At 70.8% G+C, this 11564-nt stretch carries 11 protein-coding genes; 5 read left to right on the top strand and 6 right to left on the bottom strand.

The features are described 5' to 3' along the window. Positions 1 to 15 precede the first annotated feature (15 nt). Genes KY5_RS04805 through KY5_RS04795 form a run of 3 tightly spaced genes read right to left on the bottom strand, consistent with a single transcriptional unit; the run spans position 16 to position 3715 of the window. Complete coding sequence (locus KY5_RS04805) at positions 16 to 921, bottom strand: ABC transporter permease (protein ID WP_199842933.1); 906 nt, start codon at positions 919 to 921, stop codon at positions 16 to 18. Beyond that, the gene (locus KY5_RS04800; protein ID WP_098241018.1) at positions 918 to 1877 is read right to left on the bottom strand and encodes an ABC transporter permease; all 960 of its coding nucleotides are present in this window, start codon (positions 1875 to 1877) and stop codon (positions 918 to 920) included. Before KY5_RS04800 ends, KY5_RS04805 begins: the two co-directional genes overlap by 4 nt. Then, positions 1874 to 3715, bottom strand: a complete 1842-nt coding sequence (locus tag KY5_RS04795; RefSeq protein WP_098241017.1) for a peptide ABC transporter substrate-binding protein — start codon at positions 3713 to 3715, stop codon at positions 1874 to 1876. The genes KY5_RS04800 and KY5_RS04795 overlap by 4 nt, the downstream gene beginning before the upstream one ends. Before the next feature lie 205 nt (positions 3716 to 3920). Here KY5_RS04795 and KY5_RS04790 point away from each other — a divergent pair, with 205 nt between their 5' ends. From KY5_RS04790 to KY5_RS04780, 3 genes are all read left to right on the top strand, one after another. Then, entirely contained in the window at positions 3921 to 5120 is a 1200-nt protein-coding gene (locus KY5_RS04790) for an ROK family transcriptional regulator (protein ID WP_098241016.1), read from the top strand. Further along, the gene (locus KY5_RS04785) at positions 5117 to 6691 is read left to right on the top strand and encodes a M81 family metallopeptidase (RefSeq protein WP_098241015.1); all 1575 of its coding nucleotides are present in this window, start codon (positions 5117 to 5119) and stop codon (positions 6689 to 6691) included. Before KY5_RS04790 ends, KY5_RS04785 begins: the two co-directional genes overlap by 4 nt. A gap of 74 nt (positions 6692 to 6765) precedes the next feature. Continuing rightward, the gene (locus tag KY5_RS04780; protein ID WP_098241014.1) at positions 6766 to 7593 is read left to right on the top strand and encodes a transporter substrate-binding domain-containing protein; all 828 of its coding nucleotides are present in this window, start codon (positions 6766 to 6768) and stop codon (positions 7591 to 7593) included. Between the two features lie 25 nt (positions 7594 to 7618). Here the strand turns inward: KY5_RS04780 and KY5_RS04775 are convergent, their stop codons facing one another. Beyond that, a complete protein-coding gene (locus tag KY5_RS04775) occupies positions 7619 to 7852 on the bottom strand; it encodes a WhiB family transcriptional regulator (RefSeq protein ID WP_098247061.1) in 234 nt (77 codons plus the stop codon). 87 nt (positions 7853 to 7939) lie between these two features. Here KY5_RS04775 and KY5_RS04770 point away from each other — a divergent pair, with 87 nt between their 5' ends. Then, entirely contained in the window at positions 7940 to 8323 is a 384-nt protein-coding gene (locus tag KY5_RS04770; protein WP_098241013.1) for a VOC family protein, read from the top strand. Positions 8324 to 8364: 41 nt separating this feature from the next. Here KY5_RS04770 and KY5_RS04765 read toward each other — a convergent pair whose 3' ends face one another. Then, complete coding sequence (locus tag KY5_RS04765; RefSeq protein ID WP_098247060.1) at positions 8365 to 9444, bottom strand: NADH:flavin oxidoreductase/NADH oxidase; 1080 nt, start codon at positions 9442 to 9444, stop codon at positions 8365 to 8367. 252 nt (positions 9445 to 9696) lie between these two features. Here KY5_RS04765 and KY5_RS04760 point away from each other — a divergent pair, with 252 nt between their 5' ends. Further along, positions 9697 to 10059 carry an ArsR/SmtB family transcription factor gene (locus tag KY5_RS04760; RefSeq protein WP_098241012.1) on the top strand — a complete coding sequence of 121 codons (363 nt, stop codon included), beginning with the start codon at positions 9697 to 9699 and terminating at the stop codon, positions 10057 to 10059. A 122-nt stretch (positions 10060 to 10181) separates the two neighbouring features. Here the strand turns inward: KY5_RS04760 and KY5_RS04755 are convergent, their stop codons facing one another. Continuing rightward, positions 10182 to 11549 carry an FAD-dependent oxidoreductase gene (locus tag KY5_RS04755; protein ID WP_098241011.1) on the bottom strand — a complete coding sequence of 456 codons (1368 nt, stop codon included), beginning with the start codon at positions 11547 to 11549 and terminating at the stop codon, positions 10182 to 10184. Positions 11550 to 11564 lie beyond the last annotated feature (15 nt).

Here is an 11564-nt window from a genome sequence, read left to right as displayed (position 1 = left end):
TCTCTGGGGCTCCCTTTACTTCCGCAGCCGTACTTCGAAGGCGTCCCGCAGCCCGTCACCGATGAAGTTGAACGCGGCGACGACCAGGACGATCGCGATGCCCGGCGGGAAGATCAGCCACCAGTAGCCGTTCTGGGTGTAGGTGATGCCTGCCGACAGCATCGAGCCCCAGTCGGCTGACGGCGGCGGAATGCTGAGCCCCAGGAAGGCGAGGTAGCTGACGTAGAGGATCGCGTCGGCGATCTGGAACGTGCAGTTGACGATGACCGTGCCGATCGCGTTCGGCACGATGTGCTTGAAGACGGCCCGCGCGCCACCGCCGCCCATCATCCGCATGGCCTGGACGTACTCGCGGTCGCGCAGCGAGAGGGCCTCGCCGCGCACCAGACGGGCGGGGGAGAGCCAGGCCACCGACGCGATGATGACGATCAGGACGCCCTTGCTCGGCGTGATGATCGCGGCGACCACGACGAGCAGGAACATCGCGGGAATGGCGAGCGCCGCATCGGTGATCCGCATCATCGTGGCGTCGACCCAGCCGCCGAAGTAGCCTGCGACGGCGCCGTACACGGTGCCGAAGAGAGTGGCCAACAGACCTGCGGCCAGGCCGATTTCGAGCGAGGTCTGCCCGGCGACCATCAGCCGGCCGATCATGTCGTAGCCGAGGTCGGTGGTGCCCAGGAGGTGGCCCGGGCTGCCCGGCGGCAGGTTCGCCTGCGCGAGGTCGGTGTGGACCTGCTCGGTGTCGTACACCAGCGGCCCGAGGTAGCTGAACACGAGCAGCAGGCCCAGGACGACCACGCCGGTCAGGGCGAGCTTGTTGCCGGTGAAGACCTGGAGCGTGCGGCGGGCGAGGGAAGGGGTGGCCTGTGCGGCCTCTTCCTGGCCGGGAGCGATGTCGGGGGCGACCGTGGTACTCATGCCACGCTCCGTATCCGGGGGTCGAGGACGGCGTACAGGACGTCGGTGAGCAGCGAGCCGACGACGGTGGCGACACCGACGACGAGCGTCACGCCGAGCAGTACGGGGAAGTCGGAGCCCTGCGCCGCGTTCCAGAACAGCAGCCCCATGCCGGGGTAGTTGAACATCGACTCGACGACGAGGGCGCCGCTGAACAGGGTCGGCAGATAGAGGCCGAGCAGGGTGGCGAGCGGGATCAGCGCGTTGCGCAGGACGTGCCTGACCATGATCCGGCGGCTCGACTGGCCCTTCGCCATCGCGGTGCGGACGTATTCCTCGGTGAGGTTGTCGAGGACGGCTGAGCGCATGTAGCGGCTGAACATCGCGATGATGCCGAACGCCATGGTGACCACGGGGAGCACCAACCCGCTGGCGTCGCGCAGGAGTTCACCGATCGTCTCGCCCTGCGGTGCCTCCGCCGGGAAGACCGGCATGACCTGCGCGAACAGGATGATCATGATGAGACCGAGGAAGAACACCGGCGTCGCGTACAGCAGGAAGGCGAGCCCGGTGAGGGCGTAGTCCGTCGCCTTGCCGCGCCGCACGGCCTGCACCAGGCCCAGCGGGACGGCGATGAGCACGGCGAGCGCGGTGGAGAGGACGGTCAGGAGCAGTGTCTTGGGCAGCCGCTGCTTGAGCAGTTCGAAGACCGGCGAGTTGAGCTTGAAGGACTCGCCGAGGTCGCCCGTGAGCAGCCGCTTCAGATACATCGCGTACTGCGTCGGCAGCGAACGGTCGTACCCCTGCTGGTGGTTGAAGTGCTCGATCTGCTGCGGTGTTCCCTTGGGGCCGAGGATGGCGCGCGCGGGGCCGCCCGGCAGCAGGTGCAGGAGCACGAAGACGATGACCGACACCAGGAAGAGGACGACGATCGCCTGGAGGAAACGCTTGACCAGAAAGCCGGTGAAGCCGGTCACTTCTCGGCCCCCTTCTTCTTGACGTAGTACCAGTACTGGGGTGCGAAGGTGATCGTCGGGTTCTGGCCGATGCCGCGCAGGTCGTTGCGGATCACGGAGACCTGGTACGCCGGGTTGGGCATCCACATGACGGGCAGCTGGTCGGCGAGGTACTCGCCGTACTTGTGCACGGACTTCATGTCGGGGGAGTACTGCACGCCCCGGATGATGCGGTCGGCCTTCTTGTCGCTGTAGTTGCCGAAGTTGGCGGAGGCGCCTGTGGAGAAGAGCAGTTCGCCACTGGGATTGAGCGGGTAGTACCAGCTGCCCGCGGTGCCGAAGAAGGACATGTCCCAGTCACAGCCGGGGTCCTTGGCCTCGCACGGCACGGAGTTGCCGAGGACGGAGTTCAACGGCTGCTGGCGGACGGTCAGTTGGATACCGGCCTTGGAGAGTGACGACTTCAGCTCCTGCATCATGTTCGTCGTCTCGGTCGAACCCGACTGGGAGAGCAGAGTGAGTTCGAGCGGGTCGTTCTCCTCGATGCCCGCGCCGCACCGGTCGTCGCCCGTACCCGGCCGTACGCAGCGCGCCGTGCCGTCCTCGGTGCGCCAGCCGTGGTCGGCGAGCAGCCGCTGTGCCTTCGCCACGTCGAAGGGGTACCGGTTCCGCTCCATCGCCTCGGAGAGGTACTGGCTCTTCGGCGTGACCGGCACGGGACCGAGCGTCGGCGTCGCGCTGCCCTGCCAGATGACGTCGCTCATCGCCTTCTGGTCGACGAGGTGCTGCATGGCCCTGCGGATGTAGAGCTGGCGCATCAGGGGGCCCGCGTGGGTGGAGTTGAAGTTGTAGACGATGTACGTCGCCGCCCAGCCCTCCCACGGATCGACGCGGTACCCCTTCTCCTCGAACTTCTCCTTCTGCGCCATCACCGACGGCGGGATGTAGCCGTAGTCGACACCGCCCGAACGCAGCACGTTGTACTCGGAGTCGGCGGTCGTGAAGGGCTTGAAGACGACCTTGTCGAGGTGCGGGCGCTCCGCCTTCGGGCCGGTGAACTTCTCGTTCGGCACGAGGGTGACCTGACCGCTGTCACGCCATCCGGCCAGCTTCCAGGGCCCGTTGACGGTCTTCCAGAGCGGGTCGGAACCGTACGAGCCGAGGCTCTTGGCGTGCTGGGTGAGCCGGGCGAAGACCGCCTTGGCGCCCGCGGGGGTGCGGTCCCAGTCGCCGATCTTCCCCCCGTCGGTCTTCGCGTCCCAGGCGTGCTGGGGCAGCGCCCGCATCAGGGTCAGCTGATTGGCGGTGAACCAGTCGGGGTTGTACGCGCGGGTCAGGTGCAGCCGCACGGTGTGGTCGTCGAGCGTCTCGAACCGCTTGACGTTGTCGGGCATCGTGCCGACCGAATAGCTGCCCCAGTCCGCCTTGTTGGCCTTGACCAGGTGGAACCAGAATTCCAGGTCGCGGGCGGTGACGGGCTTCCCGTCGGACCACCGCACGCCCTCGCGCAGCGGCACGGTCACCGTCCTGTTGCCGTCGCTGTACTTCGGCTTCAGGCCGAGCGTGCTGGTGTCGTGCGTGGTCAGCTCGCCCTTCGCCTTGTCCTGCACGGGGCTGTAGACCGGCAGGAAGAGCAGCGACTGGATCCCGTAGTTGTACGAGCCGCCGTAGCCGGGCGCGCCGATCGGGAAGATCCAGTTGGGCGTCGAGGCCGGTGGCAGCGCCATCGTCGCGGTGCCGCCCTCGACCGGGGTGCCGCCGGTGGGGCCCATGTCGATGCGGCCGCCCTCGCGGGTGCAGCCCGTCAGCGCCGCCGCGAGGACGAGCAGGGCTGCCGCCGTGGACCTGAATGAGCGCATGGCGATGGGCCTCCAAGGGATACGTGGCGGCCCCGTGCCGGAGAACGACGGGGCGGCGCCCGAACGCTAGGCCGGAGGCGAAAAACAAGTCAATAGCTTCGTTCGGCAAGAAGAGGAAAATCCGATAGGGCTAGCCAACTTGCTTCGAGCGAACCTAGAGTTCGTATCGTTCTCGAACGAAAGCTTCGAAGTAAATGGGGGCGGTATGGCCGGAACACCACTCGGCGAGCCAGGTTCGGCGCAGCACATCGTGCACCTGGTCTCCTCGGGGGCGGCCACCTCCCGGGCCGACCTCGTGCGCGAGCTGGGCCTCGCCCCCTCGACGGTCTCCCTGCGGGTCCAGGAGCTGGTCGACGCCGGGCTGCTCACCGAGTCCGGCGAGGGCGCGTCGCGCGGCGGCCGCCGACCACGCCTCCTTCGGGTGGCCGCGCACGGCGGCGTCGCCCTCGCCGCCGACCTCGGCAGCCATCACGCGCGGCTCGGCGCGGTCGACGCGGGCGGCACCGTCACGGACGCCGTCGACCTGCCGCACGACATCACCGCGGGTCCCGAGTCCGCCGTCGACTGGCTCTGCGGCCAGGCCGACGCGCTCGTGGCCCGCCACCGCGCCGAGGGGCGCGCGGTGCGCGCGTTCGGCGTCGCCTTCCCCGGCCCCGTCCAGCCGGGGACGGGACGGGTCCTGAGCCCGTCCCGCATGCCGGGCTGGCACCGCTACCCCCTCCGCGACGTCCTCGCCGAGCGGCTCGGCATCCCCGTCACCGTCGACAACGACGCCACGATGATGGCCGTCGGCGAACACCGTGTCGGGCGCCCCGAACTCGACCACCTCGTCGTCGTCAAGGCGGGCCGGGGCATCGGCAGCGGCGTCATCTCCGCGGGCCGCCCGCACGACGGCGCCAACGGCAGCGCGGGCGACATCAGCCACGTACGCGTCGACGCGGCGGGCGACCGGCCGTGCAGCTGCGGCAACATCGGCTGCCTGGAGACCGTCGCCAGCGGTGCCGCGCTGATCCGCGAACTGGCCGGACAGGGCGTCGAGGTGGCCGACACCACGGACCTGCTGCGCCTTGTCGCGGACGGCGACCCGCAGGCCACCACGCTGGTGCGCACGGCGGGACGGCACATCGGCACCGTCCTGTCCGTCGTCGTCAACTTCTTCAACCCGCAGGCCGTGGCGCTCGGCGGGGTCCTCGCCACCGCGGAGCCGCTGGTCGCCGCCGTGCGCGGGGTCCTCTACGAGCGCTGCCTGCCGCTCGCCACCGCCGACCTCGACATCACCACCACCGTGACCGGTGTCGACGCGGGCCTGCTCGGCGCGGGCCTCACCGCGCTGCGCCACCACCTGCCCACCTCCCCGACGGCCCCCGCACCCGCCGCGTCCCAGGAAGAGAGCGCACCCGCATGACCCCCTCCGCGAACCACCGCCGCCTGCGCATCGGCATCGGCGGCATCGGCATCGAGTCGTCCACGTTCTGTCCGCACCGCTCCACCACCGACGACTTCCGGCAGACCCGGGGCCAGGACCTCCTCGACCGCTACACCTGGACGCGGCCGGACTCCGACCTCGCGGAGACCGTGGAGTGGGTGCCGCTGCTGCACGCGACCGCGCTGCCCGGCGGCCCGGTGGAAGCGGAGTCGTACCTCACCCTCAAGGACGAACTCGTCACGCGCCTGCGGGAAGCGGGCCCCCTCGACGGCCTCGTCTACGACATCCACGGCGCGATGAGCGTCATCGGCCTGACCGACGCGGAGGCCGACCTCACCGAAGCGGTGCGCGCCGCCCTGGACTTCGTGGGCACGCCGGACGACACGGGCCGCCCCATGATCTCCACCGCGATGGACCTGCACGGCAACGTCTCGCGCCGCTTCGCCGAGCCGATCGACCTGCTCACCGCCCACCGCCTCGCCCCGCACGAGGACGCCTGGGAGACCCGCGAGCGCGCCGCCCGCAACCTCGTGCGCTGCCTCCTCGACGGCATCCGGCCGCACCGCGCCTGGGTCCAGGTCCCCGTCCTGCTCCCCGGCGAGAAGACCAGCACGCGCCTGGAGCCCGCCACCTCCCTCTACGCCTCGCTCGCCGACATCGAGCGGCTGCCCGGCATCCTCGACGCCGCGATGTGGGTCGGCTACGCCTGGGCCGACGAGCCGCGCTGCAAGGCCGCGATCGTCGTCACCGGCGAGAACGCCGAACTCGCCGGGGCCGAGGCCGAGAAGCTCGCACGGCGCTACTGGGACGCGCGCCGTGACTTCGTCTTCGTCGGCCCCACCGGCAGCGCCGAGGAATGCGTCGAGCAGGCCGTCGCGTCCGACAAGCGCCCCTTCCTGATCAGCGACTCGGGCGACAACCCGACCGCGGGCGGCGCGGGCGACCTGGCGTACATGCTCGGCAAGCTCCTGGAGAACGACGCCGTGCGCACGGGCCGGGTCACCGCCGTCCACCCCGGCATCACCGACCCGGTCGCCGTCGCCCACTGCTTCGCGGCGGGCGTGGGCGCCGAGGTCACCCTGAGCGTCGGCGGTAAGGTCGACGCGAACCACGGGGGACCGTACGAACTCACCGGCACCGTCGTGGCGTTGCAGCGCGCCACCGAGCAGAAGGACCGGGCGGAGGGCGGCGCGTACGACCGAGGCGTCGACATGGCGGCCGTGCGCAGCGGCGGCCTGACGGTCGTCCTCGTCGAGCGCCGCAAGCCGTTCCACACCCTCGCCGACTTCATGGGCCCCGAGGACGGCGGCCTCGGCATCGACCCCCGCACGTACGACCTGGTGGTCGTGAAGATCGGCTACCTGGAGCCGGAACTCCACGACATGGCCGCCGACTGGCTGCTCGCCCTCACACCCGGCGGCGTCGACCAGGACCTGCTGCGCCTGGGACACCACCGCGTCGAGCGGCCGCTCTACCCGTTCGACGAGGACGCGTACGCGGAATCCGCGCCGGACCTGACGCCCGTCCAGCTGTCGCCGCTCGCCAGGTGAGAAGGGGGTTCACCGGCGCGAACGGGTCTGGGAAGGTGATCCCTTCGAGCCGCCCACCGCGCAGAGGAGCCCCCGTGAAGCGTGCCGCCACCCTGTCCGCCCTGGTCTGTCTCCTGGCCGTCACGGCCGCCGCGCCCGCGTCGCCCGACGCGGCCCGGCGGCCGGAAGGACGTCCCGACCGGCACCACGGGAGCCTCCTCGACACCGTCCCGAAGAAGGGCGTCCTGAGGGTCTGCACGACCGGTGACTACGCCCCCTTCACCAAGCTCGACCCCGCCGACGGCACGTACAGCGGCGTGGACATCAAGATGGCGCGCGACCTGGCCAAGAGCCTCGAAGCGAAGCCGAGGTTCACCGCCACCACGTGGGCGAATCTGACCAAGGACGTGGCGGCGGGCCGCTGCGACATCGGTGTCGGCGGCGTCTCGATCACGCTGCCGCGCGCTCGCCAGGTGTACTTCAGCGAGCCCACGCGCGAGGACGGCAAGACGCCGATCGTGCGCTGCGCCGACAAGGAGAAGTTCGGCGAGGGCGCCCTCGCGGACATCGACAAGCCGGGCACGACGGTCGTCGTAAACCCCGGTGGCACGAACGAGCAGTTCGCCCGGGCGAACATCAAGCAGGCGACCATCAAGCTCCACCCGGAGAACACCACGATCTTCCAGGAGATCGTCGAAGGCCGCGCGGACGTGATGATGACGGACGCCAGCGAGACGCTCTATCAGTCGAAGATCCACCCCGAACTGTGCGCGCTCCACCCCGACGAGCCCTTCACCTTCTCGGAGAAGGCGTACGCGACGCCGCGCGGGGACGACGAGTTCAAGGAGTACGTCGATCAGTTCGTGCACCTCGCCACGCACGACGGAACGTACGCGCGGTACGAGGACGAGTGGATGAAGTGAGTCGGGTCCGCCCCCGGGGTGAGGCTCACCGCCGTGACTGCCTGCGCAGGACCGCCCGTTCCTCCTCGCAGGTGCCGCCCCACACCCCGGTGGCCTGCCGGGTGCTCATGGCCCAGGCGAGGCAGAGTCCGCGCACCGGACAGCGGGCACAGATCCGCTTGGCCGCCGTGCGGTCGTGCAGGGCGCGCCCCGCGCCGCCGCTGGGAAAGAACAGGTCGGGGTCCGCGTCGGCGCAGGCAGCCTGGTTCAGCCAGTCCATGAACGCCCGAGTGCCCGTGATCGTGAGGGGCAAACCCGGTGGTCGTGACGCTGTTTGGGGCGGCGGCTCGCGGGGACCCGTCGCGGCATGACGGTCCACAAGAACACCTTGCTCGTACTCGACTGCTCGGAGCCCGAGCGGCTCGCCGAGTTCTACGCCGGGGTGCTCGGCGCGGAGGTCCGGCTGAGCAAGGACCCTGATTACGTGGAGGTCGCGCACGCGGACGGCGTCTGTCTGGCCGTGCACAGGGAACGCGATTACATCCCGCCGAGTTGGCCCAGGCCGGAGGACTCCCAGCAGGCGCACCTGCGCATCATGGTCGCCCGTGAGGACATGGACGAGGCGGAGCGCGAGGTGGTCGGGCTCGGCGCGCGCCCCATCGACACCAAGGACAACAGCGGCCCCCGTGACACCCGGACCTACTCCGACCCGGCGGGCCACTCCTTCACGCTCGCGGCGATCCCCGAGTGACCTCGCCGCGAACGTGAGCCGGTGGCCGGTGGCCGCGGAGATCAGACGGAGCGCAGGTACTGCTCGGGAACCCTGACGTCGGCGCCGAGTTCGCGTGCCGCGCGCCGCGCCCACGAAGGGTCGCGCAGCAGTTCGCGGCCCAGGAGCACCGCGTCGGCCTCGCCGTTGGCGAGGATCTTCTCGGCCTGCTCCACCTCGGTGATCAGACCGACGGCCGCCACCGGCAGCTCCGTCTCGGCCTTCACCCGCGCGGCGAAGGGGACTTGGTAGCCGGGGCCGACGGGAATGCGCACACCTGCCGCGTTGCCCCCGGTGGAGACGTCGAGCAGGTCGACGCCGTGCTCCTTGAGGTCGGCGGCGAGGCGGACGGTGTCGTCCGGCGTCCAGCCGTCCTCCGGCAGCCAGTCGGTGGCGGAGACGCGGAAGAACAGCGGCTTGTCCTCGGGCCACACCGCCCGTACGGCGTCGACCACTTCGAGGGCGAAGCGGGTGCGGTTCTCGTACGAGCCGCCGTAGGCGTCGGTGCGCCCGTTGCTGTGCGGGGAGAGGAACTCGCCGATCAGATAGCCGTGTGCGCCGTGGATCTCGGCGACCTCGAACCCGGCGGCCAGCGAACGCCGCGCGGCGTCCGCGAACTGCCCCACGATCTCCTGGATCTGAGCGATGGTCAGCTCCGTCGGGACCGGGTGGCGCTCGTCGAAGGCGAGCGGGCTCGGTGCGAGGGGCTGCCAGCCGTGCGCCTCGGCGCCTAGCGGGGCACCGCCCTTCCAGGGCCGCTCGGTCGACGCCTTGCGGCCCGCGTGGGCGATCTGCACGCCCGGCACGGCGCCCTGGCTCTTGAGGAAGTCCGTGACGCGGCGGAACGCCTCGACCTGTGTGTCGTTCCAGATGCCCAGGTCGTAGGGGCTGATGCGGCCCTCCGGGCTGACCGCGGTGGCCTCGACGATGATCAGGCCCGTGCCGCCGGTGGCGCGGGCCCCGTAGTGCGCGAGGTGCCAGTCCCGCGGGGCGCCGGTCTCCGGTCCCTCGGGCAGCGCCGAGTACTGGCACATCGGGGGCATCCAGACCCGGTTGGGGATGGTCAGCGATCGCAGGGTGTACGGCTCGAACAGCGCGCTCACGGCGGACTCCATTCGTCACGGCTGATGTGCTGCTCGTACGGTAACCATCGTAGTACGGCATATGTCAAACTATGATGGATCTCGTACGATGGCCGGAAGGGGTCCCCCGGTCGTGTCGGACGCGCCGCGTGCCGGAAACCTGGTGGCTGACGCGCTCCGGTGCTGTTCGATGTACGCCAGCACGGGGGTGCGCATGCACGGATGTACGGACGGGAGCGCTCGCGGACACCGGGCGCACGACGAGGAGCAGCCATGACCATCGCCGCCACCACCAGCAGCAGAACGCTCGTTCATCCCGCGGCCAAGGACATCCGCCTCGAGGCCGTGCTGCACGCCCTCGCCGACCCGATGCGCATGCGGGTGGTGCGCGATCTGGCACAGGAGGAGGGCGCGGAGCTCTCCTGCTCCTCTTTCGACCTGCCCGTCACCAAGTCGACCAGCACCCACCACTTCCGCGTGCTGCGCGAGAGCGGCGTGATCCGGCAGATATACCGCGGCACGGCCAAGCTGAGCGTGCTGCGCCGCGACACCCTGGACTCACTCTTTCCCGGCCTGCTCGACAGCGTGCTCGCCGCGGCCGCCAGGGACGCGGACCGGCACGAGGACCGGGGCTGACTCGCGGGGTCTCGAACCACTTTGCGGGGCGCGGTGGTTGAGCACCCGAAGGGTGCGTCCGGGCTGGTCGCGCAGTTCCTCGCGCCCCTTCAGGGCGCACCCGCACCGCATCCCGAGGCCGCTCAGCCGGATGCCTCCCGGGCCGCCGCCCGCAGCCCCGCCCAGTCCGGGATCTTCACCACGCCGCGGCCGAGCGAACGGCCCAGCTCCGCCTCCGCGCGCTCGATGGCCTGCCATCCCGCCCACTCGACAGGACGCAGACCGGCGGCCCTGAGCGCCGCCAGCGGGTCGTCGGGCACCGCCTTGCGTACGAGGTCGGGGGCGTCGGCCAGCAAGGAGAGGACCGTCTCCTTGGCGCACGGCCGGTTGGTGCCGATGACGCCGGTGGGGCCGCGCTTGATCCACCCCGCCACGTACTCACCGGGTGACGGGACGCCGTCGCGCAGCACGCGGCCCGCCGCGTGCGGCACGGTGCCGAGGGCCGGATCGAACGGCAGCCCGTCCAGCGGCACCCCGCGATAGCCCACCGAACGCAGCACCAACTGGGCGTCGACGTCCTCGAACCGACCGGTCCCCGTCACGCCGCCCCTGCCGTCGGGCAGCGTGCGTTCGCAGCGCACCGAGGCCACCCGGCCGTCCGCTCCCGCGTGCAGCGCCACCGGGCGCAGGAAGAAGCGCAGCCGGATCCGCCGGGCGCGTTCCGGAGCCGGGTTCCGGGCCCAGCCGCGCAGGACCTCGACGTTGCGCCGGGTCGCCGCGGGCAGTCCCGAGGGATCGGTGTACGCCGGGTCGAGCGCCAACTCCGCCGGGTCCACCACGATGTCGGTGTCCGGCAGCGAGCCGAGCTCCCGCAGCTCCTTGGTGGTGAACCGGGCCTGCGAGGGGCCGCGCCTGCCCACCATGTGGACCTCGCGGACCCGGCTGTCCGCGAGCACGCCGAGCGCCGCGTCCGGCATGTCCGTGGGACGCAGTTCGGCGGCGCCGCGCGCCAGTATCCGGGCGACGTCCACCGCCACGTTGCCCACCCCGATGACGACGGCGGACTCCACCCCGCGTACGAAACCGTCCTGCTGGAAGCCGTCCGTCAGTACGTCGGGGTGGGCGCTGTACCAGGAGACGAACTCGGTGGCGGAGTGGCTGCCCGGCAGGTCCTCGCCGGGCACCCCGAGCCTGCGGTCCGCGGCGGCGCCCACGCAGTAGACCACCGCGTGGTAGAGGTCGAGCAGCCGGTCGGGAGGCAGGGTGCCGGGGCCGATCTCGACCCCGCCGACGAAGCGCACGCGCTCGTGTTCGAGAACCGTGCGGAGGTTGTTCTGCAGGGACTTGATCTTCTCGTGGTCCGGCGCGACGCCGTACCTGACCAGGCCGTAGGGGCAGGGCAGCCGGTCGAGCACGTCGACCCGCACCTCGGGCGGTCCGTCCCGCTGGACGAGGGTCTGCGCGGCGTACACCCCGCTGGGGCCCGAACCGACGACGGCGACCTGCAGCACGGCGGTGCTCCCTCC

This window comes from Streptomyces formicae (genome assembly GCF_002556545.1).
In the GTDB taxonomy this organism is placed as follows: domain Bacteria; phylum Actinomycetota; class Actinomycetes; order Streptomycetales; family Streptomycetaceae; genus Streptomyces; species Streptomyces formicae_A.
Note: the sequence above shows the minus strand (reverse complement) of the source record. Positions and strands in the feature narration are given on the sequence as shown.